The organism is Streptomyces sp. NPDC043854, assembly GCF_056436005.1.
Genome location: NZ_JBWKDK010000022.1, coordinates 61,088 through 81,389, shown reverse-complemented (window position 1 = coordinate 81,389; position 20,302 = coordinate 61,088). Strand labels below are relative to the sequence as shown.

The 20,302-nt window shown below is 68.2% G+C and carries 20 protein-coding genes and 2 pseudogenes; 8 read left to right on the top strand and 14 right to left on the bottom strand.

Going from position 1 to position 20,302, the window contains the following annotated elements; translation table 11 throughout:
• Positions 1–59: 59 nt before the first annotated feature.
• Positions 60–350, bottom strand: a complete 291-nt coding sequence (locus AC068A_RS21045; RefSeq protein ID WP_478586981.1) for a hypothetical protein — start codon at positions 348–350, stop codon at positions 60–62.
• A 167-nt stretch (positions 351–517) separates the two neighbouring features.
• On the opposite strand from AC068A_RS21045, the gene AC068A_RS21040 reads away from it, so the two are divergent.
• Positions 518–1,258, top strand: coding sequence for a DUF6879 family protein (locus AC068A_RS21040; protein WP_478586979.1), 741 nt, complete (start codon positions 518–520; stop codon positions 1,256–1,258).
• Positions 1,255–2,097 carry a helix-turn-helix domain-containing protein gene (locus AC068A_RS21035; RefSeq protein ID WP_478586977.1) on the top strand — a complete coding sequence of 281 codons (843 nt, stop codon included), beginning with the start codon at positions 1,255–1,257 and terminating at the stop codon, positions 2,095–2,097. Before AC068A_RS21040 ends, AC068A_RS21035 begins: the two co-directional genes overlap by 4 nt.
• Before the next feature lie 635 nt (positions 2,098–2,732).
• Here AC068A_RS21035 and AC068A_RS21030 read toward each other — a convergent pair.
• The 8 genes from AC068A_RS21030 to AC068A_RS20995 form a co-directional block, all read right to left on the bottom strand.
• Positions 2,733–3,161 (bottom strand): hypothetical protein, encoded by a 429-nt coding sequence (locus AC068A_RS21030; RefSeq protein WP_478586976.1) that lies wholly within the window; start codon positions 3,159–3,161, stop codon positions 2,733–2,735.
• On the bottom strand, positions 3,158–3,685 hold the full coding sequence (locus tag AC068A_RS21025; protein ID WP_478586974.1) for a hypothetical protein: 528 nt from the start codon (positions 3,683–3,685) through the stop codon (positions 3,158–3,160). Before AC068A_RS21025 ends, AC068A_RS21030 begins: the two co-directional genes overlap by 4 nt.
• Positions 3,682–3,855, bottom strand: a complete 174-nt coding sequence (locus AC068A_RS21020; RefSeq protein ID WP_478586972.1) for a hypothetical protein — start codon at positions 3,853–3,855, stop codon at positions 3,682–3,684. Before AC068A_RS21020 ends, AC068A_RS21025 begins: the two co-directional genes overlap by 4 nt.
• The gene (locus AC068A_RS21015; RefSeq protein ID WP_478586970.1) at positions 3,840–4,208 is read right to left on the bottom strand and encodes a helix-turn-helix domain-containing protein; all 369 of its coding nucleotides are present in this window, start codon (positions 4,206–4,208) and stop codon (positions 3,840–3,842) included. The genes AC068A_RS21020 and AC068A_RS21015 overlap by 16 nt, the downstream gene beginning before the upstream one ends.
• Positions 4,205–4,567, bottom strand: coding sequence for a DUF6907 domain-containing protein (locus tag AC068A_RS21010; protein WP_478586968.1), 363 nt, complete (start codon positions 4,565–4,567; stop codon positions 4,205–4,207). Before AC068A_RS21010 ends, AC068A_RS21015 begins: the two co-directional genes overlap by 4 nt.
• Positions 4,564–4,836, bottom strand: a complete 273-nt coding sequence (locus AC068A_RS21005; protein WP_478586966.1) for a hypothetical protein — start codon at positions 4,834–4,836, stop codon at positions 4,564–4,566. The genes AC068A_RS21010 and AC068A_RS21005 overlap by 4 nt, the downstream gene beginning before the upstream one ends.
• 406 nt (positions 4,837–5,242) lie before the next feature.
• Positions 5,243–6,853, bottom strand: coding sequence for a tyrosine-type recombinase/integrase (locus AC068A_RS21000; protein WP_478586964.1), 1,611 nt, complete (start codon positions 6,851–6,853; stop codon positions 5,243–5,245).
• Positions 6,850–7,530 carry a helix-turn-helix domain-containing protein gene (locus tag AC068A_RS20995; protein WP_478586962.1) on the bottom strand — a complete coding sequence of 227 codons (681 nt, stop codon included), beginning with the start codon at positions 7,528–7,530 and terminating at the stop codon, positions 6,850–6,852. Before AC068A_RS20995 ends, AC068A_RS21000 begins: the two co-directional genes overlap by 4 nt.
• 129 nt (positions 7,531–7,659) lie before the next feature.
• On the opposite strand from AC068A_RS20995, the pseudogene AC068A_RS20990 reads away from it, so the two are divergent.
• The 6 genes and pseudogenes from AC068A_RS20990 to AC068A_RS20965 all read left to right on the top strand — a co-directional run bounded on the left by AC068A_RS20990 (position 7,660) and on the right by AC068A_RS20965 (position 12,484).
• A pseudogene (locus AC068A_RS20990) lies at positions 7,660–7,855 on the top strand (hypothetical protein).
• 230 nt (positions 7,856–8,085) lie between these two features.
• Positions 8,086–9,371 (top strand): annotated as a pseudogene (locus tag AC068A_RS20985) (DUF3631 domain-containing protein).
• 194 nt (positions 9,372–9,565) lie between these two features.
• Positions 9,566–10,438, top strand: a complete 873-nt coding sequence (locus AC068A_RS20980) for a DUF2637 domain-containing protein (RefSeq protein WP_478586960.1) — start codon at positions 9,566–9,568, stop codon at positions 10,436–10,438.
• The gene (locus AC068A_RS20975) at positions 10,423–10,809 is read left to right on the top strand and encodes a hypothetical protein (protein WP_478586958.1); all 387 of its coding nucleotides are present in this window, start codon (positions 10,423–10,425) and stop codon (positions 10,807–10,809) included. The genes AC068A_RS20980 and AC068A_RS20975 overlap by 16 nt, the downstream gene beginning before the upstream one ends.
• Before the next feature lie 601 nt (positions 10,810–11,410).
• Positions 11,411–12,067 (top strand): class I SAM-dependent methyltransferase, encoded by a 657-nt coding sequence (locus AC068A_RS20970; RefSeq protein ID WP_478586956.1) that lies wholly within the window; start codon positions 11,411–11,413, stop codon positions 12,065–12,067.
• Positions 12,068–12,253: 186 nt separating this feature from the next.
• A complete protein-coding gene (locus AC068A_RS20965; protein WP_478586954.1) occupies positions 12,254–12,484 on the top strand; it encodes a hypothetical protein in 231 nt (76 codons plus the stop codon).
• A gap of 249 nt (positions 12,485–12,733) precedes the next feature.
• On the opposite strand, the gene AC068A_RS20960 is transcribed toward AC068A_RS20965, so the two are convergent.
• From AC068A_RS20960 to AC068A_RS20940, 5 genes are all read right to left on the bottom strand, one after another.
• Positions 12,734–14,026 (bottom strand): DNA sulfur modification protein DndB, encoded by a 1,293-nt coding sequence (locus AC068A_RS20960; RefSeq protein ID WP_478586952.1) that lies wholly within the window; start codon positions 14,024–14,026, stop codon positions 12,734–12,736.
• Between the two features lie 32 nt (positions 14,027–14,058).
• The gene (locus tag AC068A_RS20955; protein ID WP_478586950.1) at positions 14,059–14,661 is read right to left on the bottom strand and encodes a hypothetical protein; all 603 of its coding nucleotides are present in this window, start codon (positions 14,659–14,661) and stop codon (positions 14,059–14,061) included.
• A gap of 141 nt (positions 14,662–14,802) precedes the next feature.
• Entirely contained in the window at positions 14,803–15,636 is an 834-nt protein-coding gene (locus AC068A_RS20950) for a phosphoadenosine phosphosulfate reductase domain-containing protein (RefSeq protein ID WP_478586948.1), read from the bottom strand.
• A 2-nt stretch (positions 15,637–15,638) separates the two neighbouring features.
• The gene (locus AC068A_RS20945) at positions 15,639–19,196 is read right to left on the bottom strand and encodes an ATP-binding protein (protein WP_478586946.1); all 3,558 of its coding nucleotides are present in this window, start codon (positions 19,194–19,196) and stop codon (positions 15,639–15,641) included.
• Positions 19,193–20,296: a DUF4007 family protein gene (locus AC068A_RS20940; protein ID WP_478586944.1), complete on the bottom strand. Its 1,104-nt coding sequence runs from the start codon at positions 20,294–20,296 to the stop codon at positions 19,193–19,195. The genes AC068A_RS20945 and AC068A_RS20940 overlap by 4 nt, the downstream gene beginning before the upstream one ends.
• Between the last annotated feature and the right edge of the window lie 6 nt (positions 20,297–20,302).

Sequence of the window (20,302 nt, the reverse complement as noted above, 5' to 3'; positions counted from 1 at the left end):
AGTGCCGATGCCCGGCCGCCTTCCTAGAGGCGACCGGGTATTTCGTGTTCGGCCAGAGCTCAAAATGGCTCGTCACCGCTGCCCTGGATCGTGATCTGGAAGGTGTGCGGCGGTGATCCGAGCCAGTCGCTGACGTCAGGCCGGATGAACGTCCCTGCGCGATCGTTGTCAAGCCGCAGCCGCCCCCCGTCAAGATTCGCAAGCTCGGCCGGCTGTTGGCTGGTAGGCACGGAGAGGGTGCCTGCCCACCCGGTCCGGAGTCCGTGGGGTGCACTGTGAAGGTTGGCGGTGACCCGGTGTTCCCGGCCGTCATTGGTGATCAAGGTGGCAGGGCCGTGGTAGGTACTCATGCCCGCGAAGGGTAGCCAGCCGGGCCTGCGCTGGAGAGGATTCGCTCGGTTCGAGTTGCGCGCAACCTCCTGGTCCCAGGTCCGGGCGGCAATCTGTAGCAATTAACCCCCGTGCCCACCCAAGCGCCCGCATCCTGTAGCCCCAACCAGTAACGACGGAGGGCACCATGACGCTGCGGTTCCTCGGCACCACCAGTGATGACGGCGACTGCCCCACCCTGTACGAGGTCGAGGCCACGGGCAACATCCTCGTCCAGGGCGACCGGGTCACCGACCCCGCACAGCTCGCCCGGCTTCGTGACGTCAAGGAGAGCGAGACGTTCGTGATCGTGCCGCGCGACCTCCTCGTCCGCTTCGCCCCGCGCACGACGGCGGCCGAGATGATCCCGTTCGGTGAGATCCGGGACATGTTCAGCCAGTTCAAGCACACCGCCTGGCGCCTGGAGACCCGCCGCGGCTATGCCACCGACCGCCGCAGCGCGAAGTGGGAGCGCTGGAAGGCCGGCGCCGACATCGCCGCCGAACCTCTCGACGCCTGGCGCGAGAACGTCCAGCGGCAGACCGCCGCCGGGAAGCGCTTCGAACGCGTGCGCCTGGTCGACGAGCCGCCGACCGAGGGGCAGGCGTTCCTCCTGGCCTCGGGGCTCGGGAACGTCGCCGCCGGCGAGGACATCCGCAACCTGACCCGGGCCGAGGCCACCGGGCTTGGCCTGCCCGATTACGACTTCTGGCTCTTCGACTCCCGCACCCTCGTCCGGTTCGTCTTCGACGAGGACGACACCACCCTCGGCGTCGTCGTCTCCGAGGATCCGGCTGAGGTCGCCGCGGCCTGCCAGGCCCGGGACGCCGCATGGCACCACGCCCTCCCCACGGCCGAGTACGCGGAGCGGGTACGTTCCTCGGCGTGAGCACGGACTTCCAGAGCGGCCGGGAAGCCCTCGGTGCGCGGCTGCGCGAGCTGCGTGCCGAGGTCGGCTTGAACGGCAAGGAGTTCGCTGCCCGGCTCGGCTGGCAGCCCTCGAAGGTGTCGAGGCTCCAGGCCGGGAAGCAGACCCCCACCTTGGCCGACCTCGAAGCGTGGGCGGCGGCCGCGGGCCGCCCGGACACCCTGGCCGAGTTGAAGGGCCGCCTGAACGGCCTGGAAACCACCTACCGGTCGTGGCGCCGCCAGGTAGCCGCCGGGCACCGCGCGCGGCAGGAGCAGGCCATCGCCGAGACCGACGCCACGCAGGTCATCCGCGGTGTCGAGGTCGTCAGGATCCCCGGCCTGTTCCAGACGCCGGACTACGCCCGCAACACCTTCGCGGCGGCGGCCGACTTCCGCCAGGTCGCCCGCGACGTCGATGACGCCGTGCGGGCCCGCATGCGCCGCCAACAGGCCCTGTACGAGCCGGACAGGACGTTTCGGTTCCTGGTGTGGGAGGGCGCCTTGCACGCCCGCACCGGGCCGCGGGCGATGCACTCCGCTCAGCTGGACAGGCTCATGGGCTTGATCGGCCTCGACACCGTAGAGCTGGGCATCATCCCCTTCAGCGCCGAGCTCCGCCGAGCCCCGTCGCACGGCTTCTGGATCTACGATCGGCGGCTCGTGATCGTCGAGACGATCAGCACAGAGATGTGGCTTGAGGACGCCGAGTCGATCGCCCTGTACGAGCGGGCGTGGAAGTGGCTCGCCGAGTCCGCGGTGTACGGGGTGCAGGCGCAGCGGCTGATCGCCCGCGTCCGGCACACGATTGCGTCGCCGTGAGCAACCGGCGCCAACCCTCCGGCCCGCCCGCGCAATCCTGCGCAACCAGCCGGACGGCGCGCTGCCGCGTTCCCTACCGTCCTGGCCATGGCGACAGAAGCGGGCGCCGCCGGCGCCGATACCCGAAGCCCTGTCCAAGTAACCGCACCCCCGTGTGCCGATGCGCCCTTGCCGGAGCTGTCCGCCCTGTCGTGGGGCCGACGGGCCGGGCGGGCCTGCGTGGTGTGTGGCCGCCGGTTGTCGGCCGACGCTGTGTCCCGCGGCTGGCTGAGCGACCAGTACGGCGCCCACGGTGTCCAGGTGGAGGTCTGGGCCTGCCCGCGGCCGGGCAGAGGGGGCGCTCGGTGAGTGTGCAGCACGCGACGTACCCGACCGGCGGCCGGACTGCCCTGCCTCGGCGGTGCCCGGGGTGTGGTGCCCGGCCGTTGCCGCTCGGCGGGCCCGAGGGCGGCGCGCTCGTCCACGAAGTCGGCTGCGAGCGGGTGCGGCCCGGCGAGGTGGTGCTCCAGCCGAAGCCTTGGAAGTGATCTCCCTGCCGGTCCGCGACGGCGGCGAATCGGGGCGGTCCGGCAGGGCAGCGAAGGCCCCCGGGAAGTATCCCGGGGGGCCTTTATGCACCCTGTTGCAGAACCCCGTCAGCGGGGGTCGCGGCCCTGTCCTGCGGAGGGCCGCCGCTTTGGGTGCAGGATGCACACGACCCCTTCTGGGCCTCTCTCGATGCGCCCGATCTCCAGGCTCTCATCTGCATATTCGTCGCCGATGGTGGGTTCCGGTAGCGGTGGGGGAGTGGCGGACGAATCGGACATGCTGTAGGCGGCCACGGCCCACACGACCGGGACCACGTAGATCAGGTGCGGGCCGCGCTCCAAGAGCTTCCCCACGAACCCGAGGGCCGGTACGGGTACGGCCAGGCGCGCCAGGAGCGCGCCCGCGGTGTCCACGTCGAACCATCGGCCCGGCGCTTCCAGAAGTCGGCCGTTGCCTTGCGCCATGCGCCGGCCGAACTCGGCGGCGGCCACGTGGACCTGCCGAACGGCGTCCCGGAAAGAGAGGTGGGTGGTCACAGCAGACCGGCCACGTAGTCGCCCGCCGTCGAGACCACGGGAGACAGCACGTAAGCCGCGGCGCCAGCGACTCCGGAGGCGAGGCCGAGGCAGATCCCTGACAGGATCGCCCGCAGGATCCGCCAGCTGGCCATGCGGCGCTTCACAGATACGGCGACCAGGGCCACGGTCGCGATGACGACGACCGCGTGCCCGCCCGGGGTGAGTGCGAGGTGCGAGGAGCGGGTGACGTCCGGGGTATCGCCGCCGACGCCGTATTCGAGGACGGCGTCGCCGATGGCGGAGGTGCCCCATAGGGACCAGTCCGCGGCGCCCCCGAGGATTCCGCCGGCGGACAGGATGAGCAGCATCCCGTATGACCAGGCGCACAAGAACGGCAGGAGCAGGAACAGGTTCTTCGGCTTCAGGACCTGCTTGCGGCCGGGCCACCACTGGATGATCTCCCAGACGAGCAGGCACACGCCGACAGTGACGCCGCCGAGGGACACGGCTGTGTAGGTGGGGATGTTCACGAGGGGCCTCACGGGAGGAGGGCCGCGCAGAGCGCGGCGAGAAGGATGAGGAGCGCGCAAGTGCCGAGGGCGGGTGCGGCGTAGATGTCGCGGGCGCGGGGCGGGCCCGCGAGGCAGAGCCCCGCGAACCCGCCGACCGCCGCCGCGGCGAAGAACACGGCGAGCATCAGGCGGTGGCGCACGGGTAGTAGTCCGCGAACGCCTCCGCCTGCGCCAGCAGCAGATCGGCTGCGGCGCGCAGCTCGGCGCACCAGCGCTCCGCCGTCTCGTCGGCCGCGAGCGTGTACGCCGGCTGAGCATCGGCAACGGCCTGAGCTGCGGCGCATGCCTGGCGCACCGCTGCTTCGGACTGCGCCAGGCGGGCCGCGCGCCGCTGCGCCGGCGTCCCAACCGGAGCGTCGGGCCGGGCGAGGTCCCGGCGGACCGTGTCCTTGGACACGCCGAGCTGCGCTGCGATCTGCCGGGTCGATGCGCCACCCTGAGCCAGCTGGCGCACCTTGGCGCACCGGTCAGCGATCTCTGCGGGTGTGGTCACCGGTCGCCCCCGTCCTGGAGGGCAGCCAGGTCTGCGGCGAGGGCCTGCAAGCGGCTCGCCTGGACCGCGTACGCGGCGGCCAACTGCCGCAGCCCGTCCGGGTCGAGCGGGCGGGCGAACTCCTGCTGCTCGACGTACAGCGCCGTGCCCCGACGCCAGGGCGGACCGAAAGGGTCCGCGGACAGCATCACTACGAGGAGCGGCGTCCCCCCGAAGGAGAACGACTCCGCGGGCCCGGTGTGGGAGATGTCCGCCCGGTACTCGGGGGTGGTGTGCGACTCGACGCACCACGGCGGGCAGGTGAGGGTGATCGGGCCGTGGTCGAGGGTGGGCACCGTGATGGTGCGGGCCCCGGTCATCCCTCACCGCCGGCGGCGAGGCGGAGCAGGCGCGCGTACTGGCTGCGGCTGGCGCCGGTCGGGACGGCCGGGGCGTGGTCGAGGAGCAGGGCCTCGGCGCGGTCGGCGCGGTGAGTCTGGCCGTGCCGGCGGACGGCGAAGGTGAGGGCGAGTGCGGCGAGGACGCTGCGGCGCATGGGCTCGGCGGGCCGCTCTGCGTTGAGCCTGGCGGCGAGGGCGAGGAGGAGAACGCGGGTGTCAGCGTCGGGCAGACGTGTAGCGTCACGCATGGGTCTGGACTCCTTGATGCAGAAGGATCTGGATCAAGGCGCCGTCGTGATGTTGGAGCATCCGGCGGCGCCGCCGTGTCCACAGGGTGTGGACGCGTGGCGGAGTGGTGGACCGCGCGCCAGACGCGTTGCAGTTGCCGTTGCAGTTCGCTCCGGACCGGAGGCGGTCAGAGCGGGTCGGAACGCCTTCTGATCAGCGGATATGACCTGCTGTGACCTTGCTCGGCTGTGCGGTACGAAAACTCGTAATGCGTAGGTCTCGGGTTCGAATCCCGAAGGCGGCTCAGAGAAAGGCCAGGTCAGATACCAGCTGACCTGGCCTTTTCTGTTGCTCGGGGCATGACGCGTCACACGGCCGGGGTGCCGTGACTTTGCCTGCGTGAGCGATGCGTGAGCGGAGGGGCCGTCAGCCCTTCTTGGCGGCCTTCTTGGCCTTGCCCTTCTTCTTCCCCTTGGCCTTCGCCTTCGCGGCGCGCTTGGCCTCCTTGGCGGCCTTGCGGACCTGCTCTCCCTGCTCGGCCTTGCGCTGGAGGGGGACCAGCTTGGCGGTGGCCTCGGCGGCGCTCTTCCCGACGTGGGGCAGCACGCTCTGGTAGATGTCGCGCGTGATCCGGGTGTCGCTGTGCCCGAGCGTGTCCGACGCGATCTTGATGTCGATGTCGGCGGCCAGCATGAGCGTGGCCGCCCCGTGCCGGAGGTCGTGCAGCCGGATGGGCGGCAGGCCGGAGGCCGCCACGAGTCGCTCGAAGAGATCAGTCACCTTGCCCGGGTGCAGCCAGGAGCCGTCCTCCTGGGTGAAGACGAGCCCGGTGTTCACCCAGGCTGACCCCCACTCGGCGCGGTCGGCCTCCTGCTGCTTGCGGTGCCGCATCAGGACGCCGACGGTGTCGTCATCGAGCGCGACCACGCGGAAGCCGCTGTCCGTCTTCGGCTCGGACGCTTCGACCTCCCAGCCGTCCTGGACCAGCTGACCCGTCACGGTGAGGGAGTGCCGATCGAGGTTGGTCTCCGACCAGGGCTGCCCGCACGCCTCGCCACGGCGCAGACCGCGGAACGCGATCAAGTGCCACATCGCGTACAGCCGGTCGCCGGCGACGAAGTCGAGGAAGGCGCCCGTCTGTTCCGGCGTCCAGACCATCACCGGCGAGGGCTTCTCGCCGGTCTGCTCCCACTTGGCGACCCGCTCGTCCGTCCACACCAGCGCCTTCGGCTTGCGGACCGGGTCGATCTCGACGTGGGCCGCCGGGTTGAACGTGATGATCTGCTGCCCGATCGCGTCGTTCAGGGACGCGCGGAGCGTGGCCTTCACGTGCTGGCGCGTGGCAGGACCGGTCACCCGGCGGAAGGCTGGCATCGCGTCGATCGCCGCCTTCAGCGCCTTCCGGCGAGCGCGGTTCTCGGCCCCCTTCCACGGGATGGTCGCCAACTCCTCCACGGCCGCCCGCCGCTGGGCGTTCTGCTCCAGGACCTCGGCATTGCCGTCGGCGATGGCCGTGAACATCTCGCTCAGGTGGCTCACGCGCAGACGGTCCAGTCGGCGATGCCCGATGTGCGGCTTGAGGTGCACGCGGATATCGGTCTCGTACCGGCTGATGCCCGACTTCCGGATCCGCTTGCCCGCCAGCCACCGGTCCAGCCACTCGGCGACCGTCAGGCTCCCGACGAGGTCCTGGCCGGCCTTCAGCCGCCGCCGGGTCTCCTCCACGTCGGGCAGGGGCAGCTTCTCGCTGCTGACCTCGGCCAGCATTTCGGCGAGCACTTGGATGCCTTCGGGGTCGTCGGTTTCGGCGAGCCCGAGGAGGGCGCGTACGTGGTCGAGGTCGGCTTGCGCCGCCTTGGCGTTGGTGTACCCGCCACGGGCGAACGATCGTCGGCTGCCGTCCTCGCGAGGCGGCAGCTCCTGGCGTATGGAGTAGGTGCAGTGGTTCCTGCTGTTGCGCTTGGGGCAGGAAGTGCCGAGTTCCTTACCGGACTTGGGATCTCGACAGGAGCAGCGGCGGTAGGTGGAGCCCTTCAAACGGTGTTCTTTTCGTAGCCTTCGTCGGGGTCGACGTCGGTGAGTGTGGTCGGCAGGTCGGGGAGGAACCCGCCCTCCGCGTAGATCTCCCTGCGAACCCTGCGGAGTTGGTACTTCGCGCGCGCGGCCTGCTCGGCGAAGTCGGCCTGGGCGCGTAGGGCTTGAGCGCGTTCGGTGTCATCGGCAGCCTGGGCGGCAACCTCTCGCTGGCGAGCCTCGCCCTTTAGCGCGGTCAAAGCTTCGGCCAGGGCCTCGCGATGGGCGAGGTGGTCGTGAAGCATGGAGTGGTTGGCCGGGCCGGCGGTGAATGTCTGGTCGAGGTCGGCGAACCAGCGCATGGCGTCTGCGGTATCCACCGGGTAGGTGAGTGGGAGTTTCTGGACCTCTTCCACGTATCCGACGGGGTAGATCAGGTGGATCGGGTGGGTGTACAGGGCCTTGGCCAGCACCATCACCTCGACCAGCGGCAGCACCGCCCGCCGCCCGGACTCCATGTTGGCGATGACGTTGCGGGGGATCGGATACCCGATCTCCTCGCACCGGTCGGCCAGCTTCTGCGCGGTCCACTTCATCTCCTTCCTCCGACGTCGGACTTCACGTGCCACGTCGGCCATGACCCGGTCCGCCCATTCGGGAACGTCGTCCTCATCTCCATCATCGAAACGAATTTGTGTCATGGAGACACATTAGCTTTTTCACACTAGGTACTCGAGGCCTGGAGACGGGCGCGATGACGTGTTCGCCGTGGGCTGTGAAGAGAGGAGTGCCGAGTACGCGATCGCGAGAGCGTCGGGCAGGTGAAGGGGATGAGCCGCGAGGAGGTGCTGGCTTTGCCGGCGGCCATTGACCTGGACACCAGCAACCGTGCGCTGGGTCTGGGGCGGAGCAAGGGCTATGAGGCTGGCCAAGCGGGGCGAGTACCCGTGCAAGGTCCTGCGGTTGGGTAAGGCGTACCGCGTGGTTACCGCGGACCTGGTGAACCTGCTGGGACTGGCCGCTTGAGGGCGAGAGAAGGTAGCAGGCCATTCTGCGCGGAGCTGACACAGAAGCGCGGGACTGTGCCAGGGGCCGGACGTACTGTTCGTCGTCGCCCGGCTCCTGCCAGGGCTCACGGGAAACGAGTGAGCCCCCGACGCGCCAACGTCGGAGGCCCCGGCAACATCCCCACCCGCAATCACACGGTCAACCCGAGTGGCCAGCACGCACGCGGCCACACGAGAAGGAGCTGCCTCTTGAAACCTACGACATCCACGCCCCCCACCGCACCCGCCAAGACCGTCTCGCCCGCGGTCGCGATCCCCGGCCAGCCCGGCGCCCATCTCCACGACGCACAAGACGAGGACCTCGACACGGCCGCCGAGGGCCCCGCTGCGGCGGACGCACCCCCAGCCGCGCCGTCTACCCCCGCATCGGAGGGGGAGCACTTCCTGGACGAACTGCGCGCCACGATCCGCCGCTACGTGGTCATGCCCAGCGAGGAGGCCCTGACCGCTGCCACGCTGTGGGCGGCGGCCACACACCTCCAGACCGTGTGGCAGCACGCCCCGCGCCTGGCGGTGGTCGGGCCGGCGAAGAAGTGTGGGAAGTCGCGGCTGCTGGAGGTCCTGATCGAGGCGGTCCACGAGCCGCTGATCACGGTCAACGCGTCCGCGGCGGCGATCTTCCGCTCGATCAGCGACGGCAACCCGCCCACCCTGCTGGTGGACGAGGTCGACACGATCTTCGGGTCGGCGAAGGTCGCCGAGAAGAACGAGGAGATGTGCGGCCTGCTCAACGCCGGTCATCAGCGTAACCGGCCCACCCTGCGGGTATCCGGCCCCAACCACGAGGTGCAGAAGTTCCCCACCTTCGCCATAGCCGCTCTCGCGGGCATCGGGGACCTGCCTGACACGATCATGGACCGGTCCGTGGTCATCCGCATGCGCCGACGCGCGAGCGGCGAGAAGGTCACCTTCTGGCGCTACGGCCGCGACGACCTGGCGGTCAGGGCGCTGCGTGAGCGGCTGGTGGCCTGGCTGGCCAGCATGAAGGAGGAAGCAATAGCGCTGGAGCCGAAGCTGCCGGTAGAAGACCGCGCCGCCGACACGTGGGAGCCGCTGACAGCGTCGCCGACCTCGCGGGCGGACGCTGGCCGTTGATGGCCCGCACGGCATGCAAGGCGATGACGGACTACGAGTCCGGGCGCGACGAGGAAGGAGGCTTGAAGATCCGCATCCTCGTCGACATCCGCCGGGCCTTCACCGGCGAGGGCAACCCGCCGGTCCTGCGGACCAGCCGCCTGCTGGACATCCTCAACGCGGATGCCGAGGCGCCGTGGGCCGAGCACAGCGCCAACGGGCTCACCCCGCGCGGCCTGCAGATCCTGCTTCAAGACTACGGCATCAGCTCGGGCAACCGCCGCTTCCCCGACGGCAACCAGGCCAAGGGCTTCACCCGCGCGCAGTTCACCGACGCCTGGACCCGGTACTGCCCGCCGGAGAATCCCGCCGCAGAGGCCCCGCTCGCCACCGGCGCCTGACCCTCCACAACTCGCCCCACCCGTCCCCGTGCAGGTCAGCGCGGGGATGGGTGGGGGAGGCGCAACGAGTCGACTCGACATCAGCCGACCACCCGTACCTGCCCTGACCAGCCACAGGACGAGTGGGACGAGTCCCTACCCTCTCCAGCCACCACAGCCAGGTGGCCACACCCCAACCCTTGGAGTGCACCCGCTTGACCACACCCACCCCCTCGCTCAGTACCGCCCCGACCGCCGAGCGGTACGCTCTGGCCGCCGCTGGATGCGTGATCGTCGCGCTGACCGCCGCGGGGTTCTGGCTCTCCTACGCTCACCTGGCCGAGGTCGCCGGACGCCACGGCCTGGGCAACGCCCCGGAACGCCAGTGGGCCTGGCCCGCCACCCTGGACGCGTTCATCGTTTCCGGCGAGCTCCTGATGCTCCGCGCCAGCCTGCGCCGGGTGACCGACTGGTGGGCGATCACCCTGACCGCCACCGGCTCCCTCGGCTCCATCGCCCTGAACGTGGCTGGCGTCTACGGCACGCGCGGCACCACCCAGGTCCCGCTCCTGGACTACGTGATCGCCGCCATCCCCCCAGCCGTCGCCCTCATGGCCTTCGGCGCCCTGATGCGGCAGATCCACCAGCACGTCGCCGAACCCGCAACCCCACGCCCCACGGACGACCGCCTCCACCCTGCGGCAATCGCCGCCCAGCCCCCGTACAACGATGGGCAAGCCTTCGGACGCCAGCCTGCACCCGCAGGCGACGAGCCGGATGATTCCGGTGACAACGGCCTTGAGGCCGCCGAGGAGTCGGACCTGGATGCCGGTCCCCGCAAGGCCGCCCCCTCCCGGAAGGTCGGCCGACCGACAACCGGTGACGTTGACGAGTTCCTCCTGATCGTGGAGAAGCTGGAAGGGAAGCAGACGCTGAAGCAGATGCGGGAGGCCATCGAGGGCGAGGGGCACACGATCAGCAACGAGCGCCTTGGGACGGTGAAGAACTGGCGAACCTGTCACCTGAGATGCCCATGCCAGACCGTCCGAGGCGTCGGGCCTACCGTGACTTCATGGATGATCTGCTAGTCGAGCTCGCCTCCATCAAGACGCGGCGCCGCGCACTGCGCTCTGCCGAGTATGACTTGACCAAGAGGGCCCGAGCGGTGGCCTCACGAGCCTTCATGAAAGGCATGCCAGCCGAGCTGGTTGCAGAGCGGCTCGGCTACAACCTCAAGGTTGTCTTGAAATGGCAGAAGTCGGCTGCCTCCCCAAAGGAACAACGGGCGGAACTGATCGAGTGGCGGCGCCGGCTGACCATCGCGGTCCGAGATCGGGATGCGAAGTCGGCCCGTCGACGCCTGCGCCTTCTGCGGGCTCACGTCAGAGGGGCCAGAGACGGCTGGAAGGTGCGTGGCCGTATCGATCACGACGATCGACAGGGGGACTGCAACTTGTGACAAGCATCACAAACTGAATGATGGATTCCATGGTACGCGCGAACACGCGCCCGGGCGCGACCAGGAGCTCTATTGCGGAGACAACTCGGTCCTTGAGGGGCGCAGTTGGCCTCTGGTCGTGTGCCTAGACTCGGAATGCACTGAGGGCCCCTCCCGGCCGGCGCCTCCTACAGCAGACGGTCGAGGGGAGCCCTCTCGCGAGTCACCGTCCATCACAAGACTTGGGAGACCCGTATGCCTCGCAAGCGTAAGCGACCTGCCTCTAAGCAGTCGCGCGCTCTGGCCATCAGCCCGCGAACCAGCCTCACCACCGAGCAGGCAGGACGCTTCTTTGCACGACACGCAACGGCCGGACTCTTGACGGGAGCGGCCAGCGCGATCGGCGCGGTGGTGGTCAAGTTCTGGCTCGAATGATCTGAGCCTTTGACCTTCAGCTGCTCAGAGGTCCGATTCTGATGAGGCGGCCCGGCCACGGTCGGGCTGCCTCCCCTTTTGGCTCATGGCGCTCGTCCTCCAGGCCCAAGAGGATCCATGTCCGATTGCCCCGTCGGCGGGCAATGCGGGGAAGGGAGCACCGCAGCTTGGCCAGTAGCCTTGGGCTATGAGTGGTGATAGCGCCCCCACCAGCGACGGCGCCACTGCGGTCAAGGGAACTGCTGGCTATGCCGAGGCAGCTGACGCGTTGGCTGTGCGGTACGAGGCAGTCACCTTCGATGAAGTCCATTGCGACGTGCTTACGCTGATTCCTGCAGAGCCCGGCCGCATACTGGATGTCGGCGCCGGCACCGGACGCGATGCAGCTGCGTTGGTAGCCCTTGGACACCGTGTCGTGGCTGTCGAGCCGACGGCGGAGCTCCGGGCTCACGGACAACGGATCCATGCCGATAGCGAGATTGATTGGGTCGACGACGTTCTCCCCGACCTGACGCTGCGCCATCACGGAGGCCAATTCGAAGCGGTCTTCGCCACGGCGGTCTGGATGCATTTGAACGCTGAGGAACGTTGCCGCGGGATGGCCAGGATCGCCACGTTGCTGGTGCCTGGCGGCCGGTTCTTCGTGAACCTACGCCACGGCCCCGTCCCCAACGGGCGTCTCATGTTCGACGTGTCGGCTGCTGAGACGGTTGAACTGGGCGGCATGCACGGCCTGCGGGCGGTCCACTGCAGTGATCGTCCCGACCTCCACGGCCGCGGCAGCGTCTGGTGGAGCTGCTTGGTACTGCAGCTGGCTGATGCCGATATCGCACTCGGCTCGTGAGGGGCTGCTGCACGGTTGGGTGACACCTGACCAGGCTTGCTGAAGCGGCCTGGAGGATGGTGCATTGCCCAAGTTGTCTCCGAAGGAGTTCCGGGAGGAGGTTGTGAGGGTCGCGCGAAACCCGAGCTGGCCGCCGCCGCTACCCCTCACCGGGTGCCGGTGCCGGTGACGTGCCGGGTGCTCGAATTGGCCCGCCAGCCCTCCTGCCGGTGGCTGGGCCGGCCGGTCACCGACACCGAGCTCGCCGAGGCATACCGGGCGGACACGCTGTTCGGCGCTCACCGCGACGACCCGGAGTTCGGTCACCGCTTCCCGGCCGACGAGGCCGGGGCGGCCGGTGCGGCCGGCGAGATGATGGCGGAGCGGGCCGCTTGGTGGATCTGCCGGGGGCAGCCGATGGTGGAGCGCGTTCGGTAAGCGCCAGGGCCACGGCAAGAACACGAAGGCCGTGCCGCCGACCCACGATCACCGGGTGCGGCGCGACTTCACCACAGACGGGCCGAAGCGATTGTGGCTCGCCGACATCACCGAATACACCACCGGCAAGGGCAAGCTCTGTGCGCGGTCAAGGACGTCAGACGGGCTTGCCCGTGCACCCGCACAGGGGGCCGCGATGTCCACAGGTTGTGGATATCGCGGCCCCTGACACGCCTCCTGGAGCCGGACTCAGTCGGCATCGACGGGGAGGAGGGCGAACAGCTCCTCGGCCGCGATGGGGTACTTGGTCTTCATGACGTCGGAGTAGGCGCGCAGCGCCCTGCTGATCTGGGCTTTGGAACGCGGCGCGAGGTGCACCTGCAGGAGGTCGTACAGGAGTGGCGTGTTGCCGCTGGCCATCTTGCCCTTTGCCTTCGTCCCCTCGGGGGTCTCGATCCACATGGACGAGAACGGGGCGGCGGTCATCTTCCACTCGAGCGCGGAGAGTCGCTTCATGATCTCCGGCCACTCCAGGGCTCCCTGCTCAAGGATGTGTCGTACGACCTTGGCGACCTGGTTCTGAACGGCGGGGCGCATGAACGGGTGGCCAGCGCCATCCCGGCCCTTGGGGGCCCGGAGATCCTTCCCTGACAGAGCGGCGAGGTATCGCTCACGGAGGTTTCCGCATGCGTCGAGGAGCTCGTGAAGGCGGGCGGTCAGGAGCTCGAAGCTCTGGTCGAGGAGCTCATCAGTCGCTCGCTGCTTGGCCTCGCCCGTGGTGCAGGGCAGGTCGTAGCCGATCTCCTTGACGATGTCGTAGAGGACCGCGATGGTGCTCCATGCGGGGCTGGCCTGGTTGATGGAGCGCTGAGCAAGGACAAGTTCGCCGTCCTGGCCGACCTTGCTGAAGACGAGAACGACCTTGTCACGCCTGAGGAAGTCGTCCTCGTCCAGCAGGCGGCGGGTGAGGATGGCGAAGCTGTCATCCTCGTCGAGGGCGATGTTCTCCTGCAGGTTGGTGCTCTTGGCGTTCCTGTTGATGTTGGTGAAGAGGCGGCGGGTCCTTCGACGGCCGTCCGCGGTGTCGAAGTGCGGCACCACGATGACGTTGATGTCCTCGTTGCCCAACTCCGGATTCTGCTTGATCGCATCCTTGATGGCCTTGAGCCTGTGCTGACCATCGAGCGCGAAGAACTGCTGCGTACCGTCGAAGGTCAGGACGCCGAAGTTGCGGTCCAGTCCCTGGAGGACGGCCTGGTTCTCAGCGTCCATCGTCACGGCCAGGTAGTTCGGATCGCCGCCCCAGACCGCGATGATGAGGGCACCGAGGAACCGATTCTCGTTGGTGAGCAGGTACTCCGTGATCTCCTGCGTCCGGGTACCGACGCCACGTTGGATCATCGTGCCGAGGTCGCGATTGCCGCCGAGCTCGTGCGCGAAGTTGATCTCACGCGCCACCTGGGCGTAGCTCATCAGGCAGGAGTAGTAGGTCCAGTTGCCCACCTTGGCCTCGAAGGCGGGAACGAACGTCTTGGACGGCATCAAGTACCTCGTTGTCAGGGAGCGGGTGCGAGCTAAGAGCGGAGTGCCGGCTTGGGGACGGTGCTGAGCCGACCTCGAAGAGTGGGGCCGCCCTGGATGTTGAGCGGCGGGTTGTACAGGTGCAGAAGGCGGTCCTCCAGATTCTTGATCGCCGACCGGTCCTCGACCGTCGCGAACCAGTACTCCAGAGGGCGCAGCGCGAGGAAGTGAGTGAGCAGGTCGTCCCGGTTGGTAGGTGGCTCGCGGGTCCAAAGGCTTTCGGGGTTACCGCGCAGGTGCTTGCGGTAGTCCCGGTACCTGTTCCTGAGCGTGTTGCCTAGTTGGCCGGCGCCGCCGGCATGCCCGATGTAGAGGACCTGATGGAATCGGCCCTCGGTCCGGTCGGCCATGGCGAGCTTGATGGAAGGGCGCCAGACGAACATATAGAGGCCCGGCTCGTCGGGTATCGCGTTGACGATGCTCTCGGTCGCGGACAGCCGCTCCCAGGGGGAGGCGAGTCGACTGAGATCGTCCTGCAGGACCTGATGCGCCGGCACGTCCATCATGGGTGTGATGCCGAGTTGGAACTCGAGAGCGGGACTGGCGTCCAGCCGATGGCGGATGACTGCACGCGCAGCGGTGTCCGGTGTCGCCATTCCCCCTGTGCTCCGATTGGGTGGCCGTGTGTGATGAGCTGACACATCCTTACATGCAGCACCGACAACGGGAGCTCCGAACGGAAAAGGGCCTACTTGATGATGACTTGTCATCAAGTAGGCCCTTTTTCGCGGTTTTCGCTAGAGGTGGCAGACAGAGCAGCCGGCCTCGTCGTCGTCGGCGTCGAGAGCGTCTGAGAGGACTTCCAGCAGCGGCCGGTTGGGCTTGATCCGCTTCGCGGCTCGGGCGACGTTGGCCTCGTGCTTGGCCTGGATCTCCTCGCGGCGCTCTATGAGCTCGTGCAGGGACTCGCCCTGGGACCAGGTGTAGTCGCGGCCCTGCATAGCGGTGTCCTGGTGGCGGACCTTCTCCTCGTAGGCGACGGCCTTGTCGAAGAGTTCGGGGTGGCGGTCCTTGAGGCCGAGCCACTCGTGCTTGCGCTGGAAGAAGCAGAAGTAGCAGCCGGACCGGGTGCGCCACTCGTAGTAGGCGGGCAGGCCGGTGCCGGCCTCATCGAGGATGCGGTTGACGCCGTCACGGTCGATGCCGTCCTCACGGAAGGGGAAGACCGCGGTGATGTTGGGCTTGGTGCTGACGTAGCCGAGGCGGTTCTCGTCGGCGCGGATGGCGACGTAAGAGATCACCTCGTCGTCACCCACCCACTCCTCCAGCGGCTTGATCTTGAGGTTCTTGGTGCACCAGCGCATCTGGGGGCTCGGCAGGGTGCCCTGGTAGACCTCGAGCCAGTGGTCGAAGTCTCGATCGGTGTTCAGGCGCACGATGGGCTTGCCGACGGCGGCTTCGAGCTTGTTGAGGTACTCGTACGTCTCAGGCAGCTCGGCGCCGGTGTCGCAGAAGAAGTACTCCATCTCCGGCACGCGGTCGCGCATGTAGATCGCCAGGGCTGAGGAGTCCTTGCCCCCAGACAGGCCCAGGACGTGCCGGACCTTCTTCCCGGAAGCAGTGTCGGTCATGATCACTCCGCCCTCTCGGCTGTGGTGGTGGGCTCGCTGACGCGCTGGGCCAGGGCGGCGAGCAGGATTCGGGCGCCGTCGGGGCCGAGCACCTTTTCAGCTTGCACCAGGACACTGACAGCGAGGTTCTCGGCTTCCCGCTGGGCCTGCTTGGGCAGGTAGATCAGCGTCCGCTGCTCGGCGCCGTCCTTGTCAGTCAGGGTGAGCAGCCGGGCGTCGAGTTCCTCCTCGGCATCACCCCTCGGCGCGTCGTTCTTGTATAGGTGGCTGACCCGGTCCAGCGCGCTGGCCATCTCGCGTACCCGGCGGGCGAAGACGGCGACGTCGTTGTCCGACCAGTCGCCGAGGGCGGCGTGGGACAGTCGAACGATCACCGGGTCCAGCCAGTCCTCGTCTGCCAGGTACTCGTTGAGCGCTATGGCGACGAATCCGCGCAGCTCCAGGTTGAGGGAGACTCCAACAAACCCCTTCAACCGAGCGGCCAGGGCCCGGCGCAGCTCGGGCAGTGAGGACGGCAGGCGGAACTCGCGGCTGATCGTCTCGACGACCTCGGCGCGCAGCGCGCGGTCGGCGCCGGAGATCTCATCGGCCGCGGCGGCGAGCCGATCGACGTAGCCCTTGTTGCTGGATGTGCTCTTACGCTGCTCCGGCGTAATTGGATCCAGACCGAGGGCCTTGGGCAGGGCGTGGAAGAGCAGGTCGTCCGGGTCCTGCGCCGTGGACAGGGTGGAGCGGACGGCAATGGCGTCCTTGCTGATTCGCTTGGTGCGCCGGGCGTAGGGGGTGAGCACCATGACCCGTTCCATCAGAGCGCGGGTCACTGCCAGCAGGGCCGGGTTGCGCAGCGCCTGGGACCGGGGCTGCTCCACCTTGAGGGCCACGGACAGGTTCTTAACCACGGTGTGGCGCAGGCCGTCACCGACCGGCGTGGCCTTCACGGAGAAGCGGCTGGGAGCCTTCACCATGCGCTCGACCACGTCAGGCGTCAGCCGGGGCAGGTAGGAGCCGTCCTCGAACAGGGCAACGTCCTGGCGGCGGACGATGAGTGCGGTTACCACGAGCAGCGGAACGACACCGGCCTTGACGCCGTACGGGGGCACCATGAGGGCCCGGAAGACCCGTTCGAGGCTGGTGCGCTCATGGGCTTCGGTCAGAGCCGTCTCGAGCGCGTTCCAGACCTCTTGGGTGTGCGGGTGGGCCGGGCCGGGTCGAGAGAAGCCGTAGGGGAGGAAGGAGGCTGAGGACTCGTCGGCAGCCTCGGTGTTCTCTCGGTGCAGCCCCATGTATGCCAGTGCGCCGCTGTACATGGCGCGCTCGGCGGGGTACTTGACGATACCGAGGTACTGCTCGCCGGACTTCTGCAGCATCGCTGTCAGCAGTTCGCGGCGTGCCTTGGCGCCCTGGCTGGTCAGTTCGTGCCGGCCGAGCATTTCGTTGCGGATGTGCGGAGTCGCCGGGAAGACCCGGTCGCAGGCGATGGACGCAAGGCCGCTGAGGCTGCGGCTCCCGATCACCTCCCCGGTGTTGGCGTCGGCTGCGATGCCGGAGCGCCACAGTCGCCAGGTCGCTCGCTGGGTGGGGGGGAAGAACGCGGCGCTGAGCAGCTCCAGCAGCTCGCGCTTCGCACCGGATGTCCGCTCGCTGATCTCCCGCCGCGCGACGGGGTCGAGGGTCTTGTCGCGCTGCAGCTCCTCCAGCGCGACGAGGTTGTACGCAGCTCGAAGGACCAGATCGGGCTGTTCGGTGACTCCGAGGACCACGGGCAGGGAAGACTCGACGACAGGGCGGTCCTCGATGCCACCGAGGTGGAAGACCAGGAGGCCGTCGGCGTGGTCTGCGAGTTCGTCAGGCCCCTTGAGAACCTTCGTCTGCGCAGTGGTGACCTGGACGAACAGGGCACGGAGCATGCCCGTCACCTGGCTGTGCCGGCCGGCGGCCACTGCCAAAGGCAGGTAGTCGCCGAGGCGCTCGGCGACGGCGGTGTCGTCGAGGTGGCTGCGTGCCTCCTTCAGACGTCCGTCGATGTCGATGTCGGTTCCGCGCCATGCCCGGTACTCGCCATTGAAGTGCCGATACACCAGGAACCCGCGCGCCACCAGGCTCTTGAGCTGGTCCTCGAGAGTCGCGAACGCCCTAGTGTCAGTGGCCTCCCCAGGCTCGTGGAGCGCGTAGTAGACCATCGCGGCGGTCGCCCGTAGGGCACCGTCCTCGTCGATCAGGTTAAGCATGCCGACGGTGCGTAGCAGGCTCTGATCTTCGGTGGACAGGCCGTTGGCCTGGGTCACTCGCGACTCGATCTCGATCCACTTGCTCGCGTTGCTTGAAGCCAGGAGCGAGGTTCGGCCGGAGTCGAGGAAGAAGTCGTACAGCTGCGGAAGTTTGACCGTGCTGGCACAGCGCGGCTTGTCGCTGGAGAACGTCACAAGCGAGCGGCGGACGGTATTGGGCTCGTCGTTGTTGAGGAACCCGGACAGGCTGCGGTCGTTCTGGCCGATCTGCGCGGCGAGGAACGGCGCTGCGACAGCGGTCAGGGGGTGGAGTGGGTAAAGGTCTGCGAAGTCCTGCGTCTTGAGGACGACGACATCGTTGAGGCCGTGGTCACGCCATGTCTCCTGGGCAGCCTCGGCGTAGGCAGAAATCAGGTTCCTGCCGGCCGTGGAGACCCTGGACTGGTCGAGGCGGCGGCGCATCAGCTGTACTGCATCGCCGAGGTGGGGAGCGAAGGTGATGTTCTCGAATCGGCCCTGGATCTTCGCCCACTCGCGGGTCTGCAGCTCGCTGGACTGCGCCGCGTAGTCGAGGAAGGACGAGTGCTGGAGAGTCATCATGAACAGCGGTAGGCCCCTCGGGCCGGCGCTTTTCTCAGCGAGTTCCTGCAACAGGAACAGATCTGCCTTGGCAGTGGCGAACTGACTGTGTCCGGCGAGGTGTTCGAGGGTCTTGCCGAATTCGTCGATCACCAGTAGCAGCGGCTGCTGCGTACACAGGGCGGTGACTGCGGCGATGACGTCTTCAGGCTCGACGGCGGGGTCGGAGCACCGTGCCAGGGCTGTAGAGATTGCCTTGGGCATGCGGGTCGGCCAACGGCGCTCGGCCGCGAGCTGCAAGGCCCGGGCCAGGGTGGTGATGAGCGGTTCGCGACGGGCGGTCGCCACGGCGCCGAGGAAGCCTGCCGGGGACAGCTGTGCGCGGGCTGCCTCTAGCCGGTGGGCCAGACCCATACTGGTGCCGGCCAGGACTTCCTGTGCTTCGGTCCGGCGTCCCTCGTCGTGCCCGAGGAGCGCGTCGATGAGGTTGACGAGCGTGGACTTGCCCGAGCCGTAGGCGCCGGTGAGCGACCACGAGCGGGGGCGGCGCAGATCATCAAGGGCGTTGGCCAGACGGTCGAGGACGTCGAGGGCTCGGGCGCCCACGTAAGGCGAGTGCAGCTCGTCCAGCACGTCTCGTTCCACGTTGGTGGAACGCATCCGGGAGCCGACGAGCTCGATGCCAGCGGGGAACTCGGTGCCACCGGAAGTCTTGCGGACGGCCTTGGGCCGCGATGGGGTCTCGGTGGTCACTGGGAGATCTCCTCGATCAGGGGGAGCTGCTGCTCAACGGTGTTGCGGAGCTCTCGGGCCTCGGCGACGGCGAGCTTGGGGTAGGTACGCGCCCAGTCCTGCCGGGTCGGGAACCCCGGCCGCTTTCGAACATGGTCGTACTGGCCGTCCAGGACCTCCCAGGCGAGGTCGTAGGGATCGGAGTTGAAGACGAGGCTGCGCTGCCCAACGGCTTCGATGAGCTGCAAGTCGGCTGTGGTGGCTGCGACGCGCTCGATCGCCGCCGCGATGTCGGGCTCACGGATGCGGAAGGCCCGCCCGGGAGCGCCGTGCTCGTTGGCGAGCCGAGCGAGAGAGATCGACCCGGAGTTGCGCGTCATGGTGGCGGCGTAGTCCAGGCATGCGTAGGCGACGATCCGGTCCGGGAGGGTGATGCGCGTGCCCGTGGTGAACTCCCACTCCTGCCTGCCGGAAACCGAGTGCTCCACGGTCTCGATCAGACCCAGCTCGCGGAAGGGGCAGGCGAGCAAGTCTTCGAGCGCGCCGGGTGCGCCGCCCTTGGCCCGCTTTGCGGGGACGTACATCTTCGTGATGCAGTCGACGTCCTTCGCGATCGATCCCTTGACCGGCGCCTCCTCGTAAGAGAGGTTCACGTGACGCACGATCAGCTCCGTGAGATCAGGTGCTGAGAAGCGAGCGAACGGGGCGAGCTGGAAGGCGACGTACCAGGAGGGCGCCCAGCTCTTGGCGCCCGGCCGGTTGCTCAGGAGCCACCAGTGCAGCAGCCACAGGCTGCCCTGCTCCTCGAGGTAAGGGTCGGCGCCGTCCTCGTCAAGGAGCCAGCGCGCCTCCCACGTGGGGTACGACAAGTTGGCGCGGGAGTTCGCTTCGTCGCTGTTCCTGACCTCACGCGTCAGCTTGAAGGCCCGAGACCAGTAACGCATGGCGTTGGCCATGTTCTTGCCGACGCCGAGGAGGAGCGGGGCATCGTCCCCGAGGAAGACCTCAGGGTTCTCCTTTACCTGCATGTACGCCTTATGAAGCCACCCGAAGCGCGGCGCGAAGGTCTCGTGCCGTGCGAAGGAGGGATGGGCGGCTTCCGCGAGCCGGCTGTCTGACATGCGAGG